This window comes from Micromonospora sp. NPDC051227 (assembly GCF_044455385.1).
Classification (GTDB): Bacteria; Actinomycetota; Actinomycetes; order Mycobacteriales; family Micromonosporaceae; genus Micromonospora.
On record NZ_JBITET010000009.1, the window covers coordinates 1 to 15,962 of the forward strand.

Here is a 15,962-nt window from a genome sequence, read left to right on the forward strand (position 1 = left end):
TGCCAGGCACCGTGTACCAGCACACCCAAGATCCCTACCAAGTGACACATGTATCGGGACTTCATCACTGACAGATGTCATGGGACTGAATAGTCCGGGTGGAACGGTAACTGTCCAAGACCTCGTCGCGGTGCCGGTCAGGCGATGGTGCAGGGGGTGTCGTTGACGGTGATGGCAGTCGGTTTCGGGTTGGCGCCGCTGTACGTGCCGTTGAAGCCGAAGCTCACCGACGCGCCCGCCGCGATCGTGCCGTTGTAGGACAGGTTCGTGGCGGTGACCGCCGCGCCGCTCTGGCTGATCGCCGCCGACCAGCCCTGACTGACGCTCTGCCCGCCGGGGAAGCTGAACCGCAGGGTCCAGCCGTTGATCGCTGTGGTGCCGGTGTTGGTGATCGACACGTTGGCGGTGAAGCCGCCGCCCCAGTCGGTGGTGGCGTACCCCACCGTGCAGGTGCCGCCGACCGGCGGGGACGCTGTGGTCACCGCGACCGGCGTGGACGCCGCGGAGGTGTTGCCCGCCGCGTCCACGGCCACAACGTAGAACTGGTACGCCGTCGAGGCGGTCAGCCCGGACACCGCCTGGGTGGTGCCGGTCGGCGAACCGACCAGCGCGTCGGTGGCGCCTGCCTCGCGGTAGACCCGGTAACCGGTGACGCCCACGTTGTCGGTCGACGGGGTCCAGGCGAGGGTGAGCCCGGTGGCGGTGACGGCCGAGGCGACCGGCGTGCCGGGGGTGCTCGGCGCTGTGGTGTCGGCGGTGCCGGCCGGTGGCGTGGTCACGCTGAGCTTCGGCGAGGCGGCCGACTCGTTGCCAGCGCCGTCGCGCGCCACGATGGTGTACTCGAACGTCCGCTCCGGCAGCAGCGTGGTGATGGTGATCGAGTTCTCGGTGACCCGTCGGGTAGCCACCACGTCGTTACCGACCATGAACTCGCGGACGTCGTACCCGGCGAGGCCGCTGCCGCCGCTGTCCGTGGATGGTGCCCAGGTCAGGGTGACAGTGCGAGGGCCGAGGTTGGACGCCACGGGAGTACCCGGGACGGTCGGCTTGGTGGTGTCCGGTACGACCGGGCCCGGCTCCTCGCCCCAGACGCGGGTGGCGCCGGAGTAGAGCGGGACCTTCCGGTTGGGCCCGGCGGTGGCCTGGTACGACGGGTCGTTGGTCGGGTCCCAGGTGCCGCCCTCCGGCACGCCGATCTTGAACTGGACCTCCATCCGGTGCTGCGACTGACCCGCCGGGGCGATGGTGTGCCCGGCGCAGTCCACCTCGACGTACCAGATGTCACCGCTGAACTGCTTGGCCGTGGTCGGGGACGGGCAGCCCTGGGTGTAGCCGGCGGTGACCTGCACCGGGCCGGTGCCGTCGGGCCGGAAGTAGTAGCGGAACCGGCCGTCGGTCAGCGCGCGGGCCGGGAACGCGGACTTGTTGTAGACCATCACCTTGAGCCCGGTGGCCCGAGGTTCGGCCTGCGTCACAGTGGTCTCCACTGTCAGCTCGTCGATGTCCGGCGTCTCGGCGACCGGGAAGTTCGCCAGCGGTGTGCCGCCGTACTCGGAGGTCAGCCGGACCAGCGCGGACGTGAAGCCGGCGTTGTAGTCGGTGGCCACCTCGTTCATCACGTAGTCCGAGCGGCTGTCGCTGTACGCGTCGTTGGCCGAGGACGGGCCGCCGACCAGCGCGCCGTAGAGGGTGTGCCGGGTCTGGACCGGCACGGTCTGGCTGTCCCACCAGGAGCCGTGCGCGGTGCGGTGGTGCGGGTTCTTCGGTGCGTTGGCGCCGAACCCGATGACGTAGCTGGAGTTGCGGGGGTTGTCGCCGAGCGCGTAGTTGATCTGCCGGACGGCGAAGTCGTGGTAGCGCGCCTTGCGGGTGGTGTCGGTGGTCTTGTCGCTGTAGACAAGCGCGGCGAACGAGGTGTTCGCGGCGTAGCGCAGCGCGCCCCAGGAGTCGAGCACCGCCATCCCGCCCGGCGAGTACGGCACCCGCTGCCCGTTCACCCCGACGGTCCAGTAGTCCAGCCACCGGTTGGCGTCGTCGACGTACTTCTGCTTGCCGGTCAGGTTGGCCAGCAGCACGTACGCGCCGAACTGCTTGTTGTCCCAGGCGATCGTCCACTTGTAGGAGCGGGTGGTGGACTGGTTCTCGGTGCCGAGCTTGTCGTACTCACTCTCGGCCTTGGCCAGGTAGCTGGCCTCGCCGGTGGCCCGGTGCAGCCAGATCGCGGCCCAGACCAGCTCGTCCTGCCAGCCGCTCCACGAGCGGTAGAAGCTCGTGGCGTCGGTGATGCACTCGTGGTAGGCCTTCCGCACGGTGTCGGCGAAGGTGTAGAGCTGCCGGGCGTGGCCCAGCAGCTTGTCCGCGTAGGCGGCGTCGGTGGGCCGGAACACCATCGAGGAGCCGGCCATCGCGGCCGCCGTCTCCCCCGCCAGATCCGCGCCGCCACAGCTCGCATCGATCTTGTACGCGGGCCGCGCCATCGGCATCACCTCGGCCGGGCCCCACCACTTGTGGTCGTCGTCGCCCTTGCCGACCTGTCCGTAGAGGACGTTGGCCGACGGGTGCGCCTTGATGAAGTAGTCGTTGACGAAGCGCAGGTTGTTGAGCAGGTGCGGCAGTTGCCCGGACGAGGTGTAGCCACTGCGGTACTCGACCGCGCCCCAGGCGAGCATTGTGGCGCTGAATGCCATCGGGAAACCGAACTTGACGTGGTCGCCGGCGTCGTACCAGCCGCCGGTGAGGTCCACGCCCGCGCTGGCGCCGTCGGTGAGTGCGCTGTCTCCGCGCCAGGAGACCCGGTTCCAGTCGGGCAGTCGACCGGACTGCTGCGCCTCGTAGAAGAGCAGGGACTTCTGCAACGCCTCTGCGTAGTTGTAGGTCGCCGCCGGCGCGGCTGAGGCGGGCCCGGACGGTGGTGCGGTCACCGCGAGGGACGCGCCGGTGAGCAGCGCGACGCCGAGGGCCAGCAGTCGCCGCGGCCAGGGCTGGTCGGCGGCCGGCGACCGGCCGGGCTGGCCGCTGAACGGCCGGGTCAGGTGGCGCATGGCGGACTCCTGTCGGAGGCGCCGCCGGCGGTCGCACCGACGCGGGACGGCGTACGGGCGGCACGGCCACCGGCGACAGCGGGGTGGCGGTGTGACCACGGGTCATGGAAGCGCTCCCATGGATAACCGACAATGTAATGGGCGGGCCGCTGGTTGGGAAGCCTGCCCGACCAGGGCGGACGCGTTCGGCGCCGCTCCCGTACTGGCGAGTAACCATTGCGGACCATCTCACACCATCGACATATGTCGATCGATGTTCGATGTATGCGCAGCTCAAGCGGAAAGCCTCGGGAAAGATCACCGCACCGTTCGGGCGCTTCGGCGGCCAGCCAGACAAACGTACTGTTGCTGACCCACTACCAGGCGCGAGACAGTACCGCTCACCAGCGGTGCCGTCGACGCCGCCGCTCCCTGGTCAACCCTGAGGAGAAGCGATGGCACTACGACTCGCAGACGACACCGCCTGGACCGGCATCCTGGCCCGCGCGGTGGCCGCCACCCCGGAGGCGTTCGGCACCGAGGTCGACGGCGTCACCACAGTGCACAACCTGGTCGAGGGCGAATGGCGGGCGGTCGGCCAGCCCGCCCCGGTTCGCACCCCGGTGGACAACACCGTCCTCATCAACCTGCCCCGGGTCGACGCGACCACCGCGCGCGCCGCGGTCGCCCACGCCGCCGACGCGCACCGGGCCTGGGCCCAGACCCCGCTGGCCGACCGCAAGGCCCGGGTCGCCGAGGCCCTGGACTCGCTCACCGCCCACCGCGACCTGCTCGCCCTGCTGCTGGTGTGGGAGATCGGCAAGCCGTGGCGGCTGGCCTGCGCCGACGTGGACCGGGCGCTCGACGGCGTCCGCTGGTACGCGGGCGAGATCGACCGGATGCTCACCGACGGCCGCGAGCCGCTGCCCGGCCCGGTCAGCAACATCGCGTCGTGGAACTACCCGATGAGCGTGCTGGTGCACGCCGAACTGGTGCAGCTCCTGGCCGGCAACGCGGTCATCGCCAAGACCCCGTCCCAGGGCGGCGCGGTGTGCCTGACCGTCGCGCACGCGCTGATGCGCCGGGCCGGGCTGCCCGCCACGCTCGTCTCCGGCAGCGGCGGGGAGCTGTCCGAGGTGCTGGTCCGGGCACCCGAGATCGGCGCGGTGGCGTTCGTCGGCGGCCGGTCCAACGGCGGCAAGGTGGCCGCCGCACTGCTCGACAGCGACAAGCGGCACTTCATCGAGCAGGAGGGTCTCAACGCCTGGGGCATCTGGAACTTCTCCCAGTGGAACCTGCTCGCCACGCACCTCAGGAAGGGCTTCGAGTACGGCAAGCAGCGCTGCACCGCGTACCCCCGGTTCGTGGTGCAGCGCGACCTGGTCGACGAGTTCCTCGACATGTACCTGCCGGTCGTCCGCTCGGTCCGCTTCGGTCACCCGCTCGCCGTCGGCGACGACTGGGCCGCCGGTGACCCGCTGCCCGAGCTGGACTTCGGGCCGCTGATCAGCGCCGCCAAGGCCGAGGAGCTACGCCGCACTGTCGACGAGGCGGTCCGCGGCGGCGCGATCCCACTGCACCGGGGCAAGCTCACCGGCGCGCCGTTCCTTCCCGGGCAGGACACCTCGGCGTACGTGGCGCCGTCGGTGCTGCTCGCCCCTCCCGGACGGTCCCGGCTGATGCACGCCGAGCCTTTCGGGCCGGTCGACACGATCGTCGTGGTGGACACCACCGACGAGCTGCTGGCCGCGATGAACGCCTCCAACGGCGCGCTGGTGGCCTCGCTGGCCTGCGACGACACCGACGAGGCCGGCAAGCTCGCCGTGGACCTGCAGGCGTTCAAGGTGGGCATCAACAAACCGCGCTCACGCGGTGACCGGGACGAACCGTTCGGCGGCCGGGGCGCCTCCTGGAAGGGCGCGTTCGTCGGCGGCGACCTGCTGGTGCAGGCCGTCACCGTCGGCGGAGACAGCCGGCTCTACGGCAACTTCCCCGACTACAACAGCTACCCCACCACCTGAGCACCGCAACGGGAGAGGCCCCCTTGTGGACGCTCGCCGCGCACAAGGGGCCCTCGTCGGCGCGTACCGTCGGGAGATGGCATTGATCGCGCAGCTCTCCCTGGGCGTGTCCGACGCCGAGCGGGCAGGCACGTTCTGGGCCGCGGCCCTCGGCTACCGTCGCCGCGAGCCCCGATTCAGCGGCGACGAGTGGATCGTGCTGGAGCCGCCACCGGGGGTGTCGGGCGCGGCCCTCGCGATGGACCTCAGCGAGAGCCCCGTGCGGGAGTTCCCCCGGCTCCACCTGGATCTGGACGCCGGCGACCGACCCCTCGACGAGGAACTCGACCGGCTGCTCGCCCTCGGCGCGCGGATCGTCGGCTGGCGGCACTATCCCACCGATCCACACCCGACCGAGCCGCCGTACGTGGTGCTCGCCGACCCGGAGGGCAACCGGTTCTGCGTCTCGGGCCGCCGCGAGCCGTCCCGACCCTGAGCAGGGCCTTAGGCGAACGCGCCCCTCCGGTCCGCCGCGGCGGCGACGGCAAGCGGGACGGTGAGGGTGAGCAGCCCGCCGTCGCGCTCCGCCGCAGCGGGCCGGCCCAGCCGGCGCAGCGTACGCAGCATCGGGTCGTTGGTGGCCTGCACGTGCAGCACCAGCGCCGCGTACCCGGACCGGTCGGCGTGCTGGACCACCCGGCGCAGCAACGCCGAGCCGAGCCCACGCCGCTGCCAGTCGTCCCGCACCAGCAGCGCCACCTCGGCCTCGTCGCCCTCGCCAAGCAGGTTCGCCATGGCGACCACCGACTCGGCCGTGCCGTCGGAGCCGGTGGTGCTGGCGATCAGCGTCAGCCCTCGGCTCGGCTCCAGCAGTCGACGCAGGCGGGCCGGCTGCGGCAGCGTCGCCCCGCCCAGGTAACGCCGCTGCCGGCTACGCGGTGAGCACGCCTCGTGCAGCTCCACCACGCCGGGCAGGTCGTGGGCGCTGGCCGGCCGGACGGCCACCTCCGCGCCGTCGGGCAGCACCACTGTGACCTGTTCGGCGGCCCGGCGCGCCACTGTGGCGGCCAGCTCGACCAGGGCCTGCGCCCGCGCGTACTCCGCCGGGGTGAAGTCGGGCGCGGCCCGGCGCAGCGCGAACGAACCGCCCGCCGGGTCGGCCAACAGCATGTCGGCCCCGGTGATCCCCCGTTCGCCGCCGACCGACGCTGGTCGCCAGCTGACGACGTCGGCGGCGAGCAGGGTCCGCAACGCCTCGCCCGTCGCGTCCGGGTCACGCACCAGCCGGTTGGCCAGCCCGAGCACCCGGGTGGGCTGGTCGGCCAGACCACGCGCCTCGCTGCGCGCCACCCAGCAGTCCCGACCCCGACCACGCTCGACGGCGACGATCAGCTCGGCCTCGTCGAGCGCGTCCGGCGCGTCGACCAGGAAATCGTCCACCGCGCCCTGCTCGGTGGGCTGCACCTGCACGGTGAGGATGTTGACCCCACGCAGCGCGAGGCTCGCCGTGAGCACCGACAGGTAACCCGGTCGGTCGTCCACCGTCGCTCGGATCCGCCACAACGTCATGGTTGGCTCCCTTCCCCGGTAAGAGCCTCAACCCCGCCTGTTGCCGCCCGGTTGCCCGGCGGTGTCGGCCCGGGAACTCCTCAGGCCGCTCAGGAGCCGGCAACCACCGGCGGCGCGCCGACGAGATCGAGTCGGTCACCGAGGATCACCGCGCAGGCGCGGACGAGCTGGGTGAGCCGATCCACCTCGGTGCTGTGGAACGCCGCGGCGGAAAGGGTCTCGCTGCGCTCACGGGCCACCACCAGCACCAGGCCCGCCCGGCCGAACGGCGCGATCGCGTGGTGGGTGCCGTCGGGCGTGGTCATCGACCGACCGCGCAGCGGAGTCACCTCCGGCAACCGCGGGGGTACGGGGGCACGCCAGCTCGCGTACCCCACGGTCGCCCCGCCGCCCCCGCTCCGCGAGGCCCAGTCGACCGGCACCACGGCGGCCACGGCCCAGTCGGCGGCCAGCAGCCCCGGCACCGCGTCGACCAGTGTGGCCAACCCGTCGGCAGGGTTGGCCGCGACCTGGGCCAACAGCTCCGCGTCCTGGCCGGTGGTGGTGGGCGCGCCGATCGCCCGCCACACACCGTCCACCCGCACCCCCGGTATCGCCGCCAGGCCAGCCAGCAGCCGCTCGACCCGCGCCGCGCCCGGCCAGACGACAGTGAAGTCGTCCACCGCGCGCCCGCCGAGCCGTTCGAGGACCACCACCTGGACGATGTCCGCCCCGGAGACGCCCAAGGTGCGGGCGACCTGACCGAGGGTGCCCGGACGGTCCGGCAGGGTGACCCGAACTCGCAGCAACATGTCTGTCCCTCCGCTCGGCGGGCCGGCGAAAGAGCGGCCGGCAGGCTGGCCCCAGCCTGGTAGTTGACCATTTCGTCCCTGTTGCAGAGGCATGTCCCTTGGGGAAATTCTGACCTTGACAACGTGAACGGGCTGCCATCAACTAGTCGGATGAGTGATCCGGCCGTCGATGCGTCACGGTCGAAGGCCGTCCCGGCCTCCCCAGCGGGGCTGGCCCTGGACCGACTCGCCGACTACCTGGCGGAGCACCGACCCGAGCTGCTCACCGGGCCGCTGCGGGCCCAGCTGATCGCGGGCGGCAAGTCCAACCTCACCTACCTTCTGCGCCTCGGCGACCGTGAGGTCGTGCTGCGCCGCCCCCCGCTGGGGCACGTGCTGGCGACCGCGCACGACATGGCGCGCGAGTTCCGGGTCATCTCGGCGCTGGCACCGACCGAGGTGCCGGTCCCGGGCGCGCTGCTGCTCTGCACCGACCCCGAGGTGATCGGCGCGCCGTTCTACCTCATGGAGCGGATGCCCGGCGAGGTGTTCCGCACCCGCGCGCAGACCGACCCCCTGGGCGACGAACGACGCCGGGCCCTCGCCATGGCGATGATGGACACGCTCGCCGCGCTGCACAACGTCGAGCCGTCCACCGTCGGGTTGGCTGACTTCGGCCGCCCCGAGGGCTACCTCGCCCGGCAGGTCCGCCGCTGGGCCGGGCAACTCGACCGCTCCCGCAGCCGGCCGCTGCCCGACATCGACGAGCTGCGTGACCTGCTCGCGGCGACCGCCCCGGAGGGCGCGAACGCCGGCCGGATCGTGCACGGCGACTACCGGCTGGACAACCTCCTCGCCTCGGCCGACCCGGTCGCCGTGCACGCGGTGCTCGACTGGGAGATGGCCACCCTCGGCGACCCCCTCGCCGACCTGGGGCTGCTGCTGACGTACTGGGACGTGCTCGGCGGCAGCGACACCGCCGCTGGCAACCCCGTCGCCGACGGGCTCGGCCCGCGCGCCGGCTTCCCCACCGGCAGCGAGCTGATCGAGCGGTACGCCCGCCGCAGCGATGTCGACGTCGGGCCGCTGCACTGGCACGTGGCGCTGGGCTGTTTCAAGCTCGCTGTCATCTGCGAGGGCATCCACTACCGCCACACGCTCGGGCAGACGCTCGGCGAGGGCTTCGACCGGATCGGCGAGATGGTGGCACCGCTGGTCGCGCACGGGCTGACCGCCGCCAGGGAGCGGTGATGGACTTTTCATACGACAGCCGGACCGAGGAGCTGCGCGCCGAGCTGACCCGGTTCCTGACCGAGCACGTCTACCCGGCCGAGGCCGTGCACGCCGAGCAGGTGGCCGCCGGGGACCCGTGGTCGCGTACCCCGGTGTTGGGCGAACTGAAGGCGGAGGCCCGCAAGCGCGGCCTGTGGAACCTCTTCCTGCCCGACCCGCGTTACGGCGCCGGCCTGACCAACCTCCAGTACGCCCCCCTGGCCGAGCTGACCGGGCGCAGCCCGCACCTCGCGCCGGAGGCGGTCAACTGCGCGGCACCGGACACCGGCAACATGGAGCTGCTGGCCGAGTTCGGGTCGGAGGCGCAGCAGCAGCGCTGGCTGATGCCGCTGCTGGAGGGTGAGATCCGCTCGGCTTTCTGCATGACCGAGCCGGACGTCGCGTCCTCCGACGCCACAAACATCGCCACCCGGATCACCCGCGACGGCGACGAGTACGTGATCAACGGACGGAAGTGGTGGTCGTCCGGGGCCATGGATCCGCGCTGCGAGATCTTCATCGTGATGGGCAAGACCGACACCACCGCCGATCGCCACCGCCAGCAGAGCATGGTGCTGGTTCCCCGGGACACCCCCGGAGTCACCGTGCGCCGGGGCATGACCGTCTTCGGCTACACCGACGGTTCCCACGGCGGGCACGCCGAGATCGACTTCACCGACGTCCGGGTGCCCGCGGAGAATCTGATCGGCGCCGAGGGCACCGGCTTCGCCATCGCCCAGGCCCGGCTGGGGCCGGGCCGGATCCACCACTGCATGCGATTAATCGGAATGGCTGAGCGGGCATTGGAGCTGCTCTGCCGCCGTGCGAACGAACGGATCGCGTTCGGCCGACCGCTGGCCGAGCAGGGCGTGGTCCGGGAGTGGATCGCCGAGTCCCGAGTCCGCATCGAGCAGGCCCGGCTGCTGGTGCTCAAGACGGCCTGGCTGATGGACACCGTGGGCAACAAGGGCGCGCACACCGAGATCCAGGCCATCAAGATCGGCACGCCGGCGATGGCGGAATGGGTGATCGACAAGGCTATCCAGGCCTACGGCGGCGCCGGCGTCAGCCAGGACACGCCACTGGCCGCCCTCTGGGCGCAGACCCGCACCCTGCGCCTCGCCGACGGTCCCGACGAGGTGCACCGCAACTCCCTGGCCAAGCGCGAACTCCGCCGCTGGGCCCCCACCCCCGCCTGACCGCCGCTCCGCTCACCCCTCGTTGATCATGAAGTTATTGCCCTCCGCATCGGCGTGTCATGGCAGTAACTTCGTGATCAACCAGGGGTGGGTGGGGGTGGGGTGTGGGGTTAGGCGGAGGCTCGGTGGACCAGTTGGGTGTCCAGGAGGATGTGGGAGGCGGGTAGCTCCTCGCCACGGATCCGGGCCACCAGCAGGCGGGCCATCTGCCGGCCCATCTCCTCCACCGGCTGAAAGACCGTGGTCAGCGGCGGTTCGGCCTGTCGGGCGATGGTCGCGTCGTCGAACCCGATCACCGCGACGTCCTGCGGCACGCGGCGGCCGGCCTCGCGCAGGGTACGCAGCGCACCGAACGCCATGAGGTCGGAGGCGACGAAGACCGCGTCCAGGTCCGGGCAGACGTCCAGTAGCCGGCGCATTCCGGCCGCGCCGCTGCCCTCGCTGAAGTCGCCGTACGCGATCAGGTCGGGGTTGACGCTGGCGCCGGTGGCCTTGACCGCCTCGGTGTAACCGGTCAACCGGGCCAGGCCGGCACCCATGTCCTGCGGACCGGCGATGGTGGCGACGCGTCGCCGCCCCTGCCTCGTCAGGTACTCCACCGCCTGCCGGGCCCCGCCAACGTTGTCCACGTCGACAAACCAGGCCGGTTGGGCGCCGGGTTGCAGCATCCGGGCGGGCCGACCGCCGAGCACGGCGGGAAGGCCGCGCTCCTCGAGCAGCGTCGGCAGCGGGTCGGAGTCGTGCAACGACAACAGCAGTACGCCATCGACGTGCTGGTTGGTGAGGTGGTGCTCGACCCGTTCCCGCTCCACCGACGACTGGGCCATGGCCAGCCAGAGCTGCATCGGCGTCTCCAGCAGCCCGGAGCTGATCCCCCGCACGATCGCGGCGAAGAACGGCTCGGTGAAGACCCGCTCGCCGGATTCGGACACCACAAGCGCGACGGAGTCGGTCCGCTGGGTCACGAGCGCACGGGCGGCCCGGTTCGGCACGTACCCCAGCTCTGCGATGGCCTGTTGGACCGCGGCCCGGGCCTCCGGGCTGACCTGGGGCGAGCCGTTGACCACGCGGGAGACCGTGCCCCGACCGACGCCGGCACGCGCCGCGACCGCGTCGAGGGTCGGGCGCCCGAGCGACCGGGTGCGCTGCGTTGTCATCGTCTGCTCCTCCGACGGCGGGCGGACCCGGCGTCACCTGCGGGAGGTGAACGCCGGGGCCGTCCTGATGGCTGGCCCGAGCCTATTGTGCGGCCAGACCGTTGCGCCGGATCACCGAGGCATACCACTTGGCGCTGGACTTGGGGGTGCGAACCTGACTGTCGTAGTCGACGTGGATCATGCCGAACCGCTTGGTGTAACCCCAGGCCCATTCGAAATTATCCATCAGCGACCAGGCAAAGTATCCCCGCAGAGGCACTCCGGCGTCGATCGCCTCGTGGGCGGCGCGCAGGTGGGCGTCGAAGTAGGCCAGCCGATCGACGTCGTCGACCTGCCCGTCGACCACCGAGTCGACGAACGCGGAACCGTTTTCGGTGACGTACAGGGGCAGGTCGGTGTAGCCGTTCACCCGGCGCAGCGTCTCGGTCAGACCCGGGGCGTCGATCTCCCAGCCCATGTCGGTGACCGGGACGCCACGGGTGACGAACCGGACGTCCTCGCTGCCCGGCCAGCACGAGGGGGCCGGGTCGGCCTCCACGCCCTCGACCGGCGCGGCGACCACGTGCCGGCTGTAGTAGTTGACCCCGACCAGGTCCAGCGGCGTGGAGATGGTCGCCAGGTCGCCGTCGCGCACGTGTTCGAAGTCGGTCACCGTGCTGAGGTCGGCCACCAGGTCCTCCGGGTACGACCCGCGCAGCAGCGGGTCGAGGAAGAACCGGTTGGCCAACCCGTCGATCCGCCGAGCGGCGTCGGAGTCGGCGGGACTGTCACTGGCCGGGTCGACCGGGTAGAGGTTGACGGTAACGCCCACCTCGGCTGCCGGCCGGGCGGCCCGCAGTGCCTGCACGGCCAGGCCGTGACCGAGCATCAGGTGGTGTCCGGCACGCACCGCGTCCGCTCCGTTGGTGCGGCCGGGGGCGTGCACGCCGGAGCCGTAGCCGAGGAACGCGGAGCACCACGGCTCGTTCAGCGTGGTCCAGTAGCGCACTCGGTCACCGAGCGCGTCGGCCACCAGGGTGGTGTAGTCGGCGAAGCGGGCCGCGGTGTCCCGCGCCGGCCAGCCGCCGGCGTCCTCCAACGGCTGCGGCAGGTCCCAGTGGTAGAGGGTGAGCCACGGCTCGATGCCGTTGGCCAGCAGCTCGTCCACCAGCCGCCGGTAGAAGTCCAGGCCGCCCGGGTTGGCCGCGCCGGTGCCGGTGGGCTGCACCCGGGACCAGGAAACCGAGAAACGGTACGACTTCAGGCCCAGCTCGGCCATCAACGCGACGTCGTCGCCGAGGCGGTGGTAGTGGTCGCACGCCACGTCCCCGGTGTGCCCGGCGACGACCCGACCCTCGGTGTGGCTGAAGGTGTCCCAGATCGACGGGGCACGGCCGTCCACGGCCGCCGCTCCCTCGATCTGGTACGCCGCCGTCGCGGCCCCCCAGAGGAATCCGGGTGGAAAGGTCAGCCCGGGCCGCTCGTCGAGGACGTCGACGGCGGGTGGGCTGGCGGGGTTGCTCACGACTTGACGGCACCTTCCATGATCCCGCCAATGATCTGGCGGCCGAACACGAGAAAGACGATTACCAGGGGGATGGTCCCGATCGCCGTGGCGGCGAACACCTGGGAGTAGTCGGTGTAGTAGGCGTACGAGAGGAAGGAGAGCGAGACCTGCAGGGTCGGGTTCTCCGGGGTGAGGATGGCGTACGGCCAGAGGAACGAGTTCCAGGTCTCCATGAAGGTCAGCAGACCAAGGACGCCGGCGGCGGGACGCAGCGCGGGCAGCACGATGCTCCAGTAGATCCGGAACGTGCTCGCGCCGTCGACGCGGCCGGCCTCGATCAGCTCGTCGGAGATCGCCTGGCTGGCGTACTGCCGCATCATGAACACGCCGAAGGCGGTGACCAGGAACGGCACGGTGACCGCGTAGAGGGTGTCGTACCACCCCAGGTCCTGCATCATGCCCCAGAGCGGGATGAGCCCCATCTGGGTGGGGATCATCATGGTGACGATGATCGCCAGCAGGAGGGCGTTGCTGCCGCGGAACTTCAGCTTGGCGAAGGCGAACCCGGCCAGCGAACCGGTGAGCACCACCGAGACGGTGACCACCGAGGAGACGATGATCGAGTTCATCATGCCGGTGAGGAAGTTGGCGGCGTCGTTGTCGAGCACCCGGCCGAAGTTGTCACCGAACGCGCTACCGGGGGTCAACGGCGGCGGTACGTCGTTGATGTTGTCCAGGCTGCGCGTGCCGATCACCAGCATGTAGTAGAACGGGTAGATCGACAGCAGCGCCGCCAGGACAAGCGCCAGGTAGGTCAGCGGGCTGGTGCGCCACAGGCGCTGGGAAGCCGAGATCATCGATCTCTCCTCACTTCGCCGAGCGGCGGACGAGTAGGAAGTTGAACAGCGACACCACGATGATGATCATGAAGATGGCCCAGGCGACCGCGGCTCCGTAGCCGGCGGTGTTCAGGTTCACGATGCCCATCTCGTACATGTACATGGCCAGCGTCTGGAACTCCCGCTGGTTGCCGCCGATGATGTTGCCGTTGCCGAAGAGCAGGGGCTCGGTGAAGAGCTGCATGCCGCCGATCGTGGACAGGATGACCACGAAGATGAAGGTGGGCTTGAGCATGGGCAGGGTGATCTGCCAGAACTGTCGCCAGGGACTGGCACCGTCGATCTCCGCGGCCTCGTAGAGGTCCTTCGGGATCGCCTGCATGCCGGCGAGCAGGATCAGGGTGTTGTACCCGGTCCACCGCCAGTTGACCATGGAGGAGATGGCCGTCCAGGAACTCCACCGGTACCCGTCCCAGTCGACCGGGTCGACACCGACGAAGCTGAGCAGCCAGTTGAACAGGCCGAACTCCCGCTGGAACAACATCCCGAAGACGATCGCGACCGCGGCCACCGACACCACGTTCGGCATGAAGATGGCCATCCGGAAGAAGGTCTTGGCGCGCAGGAGGCTCCGGTTGAGCAGGTTCGCCAGGAAGAGGGCGAGCAACAACTGCGGGATGGTCGACAGGGCGAAGATGCCGAACGTGTTGACCAGCGCGTTCCAGAAGTACTCGTCGGACACCAGCCGGGTGTAGTTGTCGAAGCCGATGAACGTGTGCTCGCCGATCATGTCCCAGTCGTGCAGCGACATCCAGGCGGTGCGCAGCATCGGGTACAGCCCGAATACGCCGAAGATCAGAAAGAACGGGGCGATGTAGAGGTACGGCGAGTACTTGACATCGAGGCGGTTGAGTAACCTTCCCCGTCGACGTCGGCGAGAGACGTCGGGAGAAGGCGGTGCTGCTGGCGACGGCCGTGCCGTCGTGGCCGACAGGCTCATGCGAATTTCCTTTTCCGGCGAGGCCCGGGGGCCCTCGCGCAGGGCGCTACGCGGAGGGGACCGGCCGGTGGCGTCCGGGAAACCCCGAACGCCACCGGCAGGGAATCACTCAGAAGGCACCCTGAGTCTTTGCGTCCTTCGTGAACTGCTCCCAGGCCTTGGCCTTGTCGGCCTGCCCGTTCTCGAACGCCCGCAGGGCCGGCTCGAGCGCGTTCTCCTTCACCGCCTGGTGCTTCGGACCCAGGTGGATCGGCTGGATCTTGGCGACGCTCTCCCCGAAGATCTTGCCGGTCGGCGCGTTGCTGAAGTACTCGTTGGTGTAGCCGAGGAAGGCCTCGTTCTTCAGCGCCTCCAGGTTGGTGGGCAGCGGGCCCTTGAGCTTGAAGGCCTCCACCTGGCTCTTGGCGTTGGTCAGGTACTCGGCGAGCTTCGCCGCTTCCTTCGGGTACTTGCTCTGCGCCGGAACCGCGAGCCACGAGCCGCCCCAGTTACCGCCGCCGCCCGGCACGGACGCGACATCCCACTTGCCCTTGTTGGCCGGACCGGAGTTGTCCGACACGATGCCGAGCATCCAGGACGGGCAGAAGGTGGCCGCGAAGGTGCCCTGCTTGAAGCCACCCGACCACTCCGGCGACCAGGTGGACGCCTTGGCGGAGATGTCCGCCATCGAGGTGGCGGTGTCCCAGGCGTTCTTCACCGCGGGGCTGGTGTCCGCGATGATGTTGTCTTCCTTGTCGTAGAACAGGTCACCGTTGCCCTGGAAGAGCACACCGTTGGAGACGGCGGTGATCGAGTCGATGAACGCCTTGCCGCCGCTGCCCTGCTTGTACTTCAGACCGGCGTCGTGGAAGCCCTTCCAGTCCGGCCAGAGCGCCGACACCTGGTCGCGCTCGGTGGGCAGGCCGGCCGCCTGGAACAGGTCCTTGCGGTAGCAGACGGCGAGGCTGCCGACGTCGGTCGGCAGGCCGATCAGCCGGCCGTCCGGCGCCTTGCCCAGCTCCCACTTCCAGGGCAGGTATTCCTTGGAGTGGTCGGCAACCAGCGGGTTGAGGTCGGCCCAGTTGCGCGCGTTGGGCTTGAACTCGTTGAGGATGCCCTCTTCCAGGGCGGTGACGTCCGCCGCGCCCTTGCCGGTGGCCAGGTAGCGGACCAGCTTCGGCCGGTACTCACCGAGCTGCGCGGTCTTGCGCAGCTCGACCTTGATGCCGGTGTCCTTCTCGTACTGCTTGACGAGCTCGTCGTAGCCCATCTCGCCGAAGGTGTCGACGACCAGCTTGGCCGGCTTCTCGCCGGCCGCCGGCTTGTCGTCGTCGTTGCCGCAGGCCGCGAGACCGCCGATTGCGGTGATCGCGGCCAGGGCAGCGGCCGCCAGGCGGGTACGCCGCGTGGTGACACTCATGCGCTGACCCCTCTTTCCGGTGGTGAGGCTGGTGGATGTGGTGGGGGGTGTCTCATCGCGCCAGGCCGGGGATGCGTGAGTGATTCATGCCACCTCCGGGAGCGCTCCCATGAGATTGCCGGCGGGTAACGGGAGTGTCAATAGGGCGTTGGGAGCGTTCCCAGATCGTTACCGCTGACCCCACCCACCCCGCCCACCCCAACCACACCCCCTGCCCCACCCTTGGGGATCAAGAGGTTTCGGTCAGGGAA

12 protein-coding genes are annotated in these 15,962 nt (G+C 70.3%); 4 read left to right on the top strand and 8 right to left on the bottom strand.

Annotated elements, in window-relative coordinates; genetic code table 11:
* Positions 1-137: 137 nt before the first annotated feature.
* Positions 138-3,041, bottom strand: a complete 2,904-nt coding sequence (locus ACIA47_RS21580; RefSeq protein WP_396710161.1) for a glycoside hydrolase family 9 protein — start codon at positions 3,039-3,041, stop codon at positions 138-140.
* A gap of 434 nt (positions 3,042-3,475) precedes the next feature.
* Between ACIA47_RS21580 and ACIA47_RS21585 the strand changes: the two genes are divergently transcribed.
* Both ACIA47_RS21585 and ACIA47_RS21590 read left to right on the top strand, forming a co-directional pair.
* Positions 3,476-5,041 (top strand): aldehyde dehydrogenase family protein, encoded by a 1,566-nt coding sequence (locus ACIA47_RS21585; protein WP_396710163.1) that lies wholly within the window; start codon positions 3,476-3,478, stop codon positions 5,039-5,041.
* A gap of 76 nt (positions 5,042-5,117) precedes the next feature.
* The gene (locus tag ACIA47_RS21590; RefSeq protein ID WP_396710165.1) at positions 5,118-5,516 is read left to right on the top strand and encodes a VOC family protein; all 399 of its coding nucleotides are present in this window, start codon (positions 5,118-5,120) and stop codon (positions 5,514-5,516) included.
* A gap of 8 nt (positions 5,517-5,524) precedes the next feature.
* On the opposite strand, the gene ACIA47_RS21595 is transcribed toward ACIA47_RS21590, so the two are convergent.
* Both ACIA47_RS21595 and ACIA47_RS21600 read right to left on the bottom strand, forming a co-directional pair.
* Positions 5,525-6,589 carry a GNAT family N-acetyltransferase gene (locus ACIA47_RS21595; RefSeq protein WP_396710167.1) on the bottom strand — a complete coding sequence of 355 codons (1,065 nt, stop codon included), beginning with the start codon at positions 6,587-6,589 and terminating at the stop codon, positions 5,525-5,527.
* A gap of 89 nt (positions 6,590-6,678) precedes the next feature.
* Positions 6,679-7,380, bottom strand: coding sequence for an amino acid-binding protein (locus ACIA47_RS21600; protein ID WP_203122668.1), 702 nt, complete (start codon positions 7,378-7,380; stop codon positions 6,679-6,681).
* Positions 7,381-7,530: 150 nt separating this feature from the next.
* Here ACIA47_RS21600 and ACIA47_RS21605 point away from each other — a divergent pair, with 150 nt between their 5' ends.
* Entirely contained in the window at positions 7,531-8,610 is a 1,080-nt protein-coding gene (locus ACIA47_RS21605; RefSeq protein ID WP_203122669.1) for a phosphotransferase family protein, read from the top strand.
* Positions 8,610-9,830 carry an acyl-CoA dehydrogenase family protein gene (locus ACIA47_RS21610; RefSeq protein WP_396710170.1) on the top strand — a complete coding sequence of 407 codons (1,221 nt, stop codon included), beginning with the start codon at positions 8,610-8,612 and terminating at the stop codon, positions 9,828-9,830. Before ACIA47_RS21605 ends, ACIA47_RS21610 begins: the two co-directional genes overlap by 1 nt.
* Positions 9,831-9,940: 110 nt before the next feature.
* Here the strand turns inward: ACIA47_RS21610 and ACIA47_RS21615 are convergent, their stop codons facing one another.
* The 5 genes from ACIA47_RS21615 to ACIA47_RS21635 form a co-directional block, all read right to left on the bottom strand.
* Positions 9,941-10,987, bottom strand: coding sequence for a LacI family DNA-binding transcriptional regulator (locus tag ACIA47_RS21615; protein ID WP_203125930.1), 1,047 nt, complete (start codon positions 10,985-10,987; stop codon positions 9,941-9,943).
* A gap of 82 nt (positions 10,988-11,069) precedes the next feature.
* Positions 11,070-12,491 carry a GH1 family beta-glucosidase gene (locus ACIA47_RS21620; protein ID WP_091400708.1) on the bottom strand — a complete coding sequence of 474 codons (1,422 nt, stop codon included), beginning with the start codon at positions 12,489-12,491 and terminating at the stop codon, positions 11,070-11,072.
* Entirely contained in the window at positions 12,488-13,330 is an 843-nt protein-coding gene (locus ACIA47_RS21625) for a carbohydrate ABC transporter permease (protein WP_203125931.1), read from the bottom strand. The genes ACIA47_RS21620 and ACIA47_RS21625 overlap by 4 nt, the downstream gene beginning before the upstream one ends.
* 10 nt (positions 13,331-13,340) lie before the next feature.
* Positions 13,341-14,312, bottom strand: a complete 972-nt coding sequence (locus ACIA47_RS21630; protein ID WP_203125932.1) for a carbohydrate ABC transporter permease — start codon at positions 14,310-14,312, stop codon at positions 13,341-13,343.
* A 109-nt stretch (positions 14,313-14,421) separates the two neighbouring features.
* Positions 14,422-15,711: an extracellular solute-binding protein gene (locus tag ACIA47_RS21635; protein ID WP_203125933.1), complete on the bottom strand. Its 1,290-nt coding sequence runs from the start codon at positions 15,709-15,711 to the stop codon at positions 14,422-14,424.
* Between the last annotated feature and the right edge of the window lie 251 nt (positions 15,712-15,962).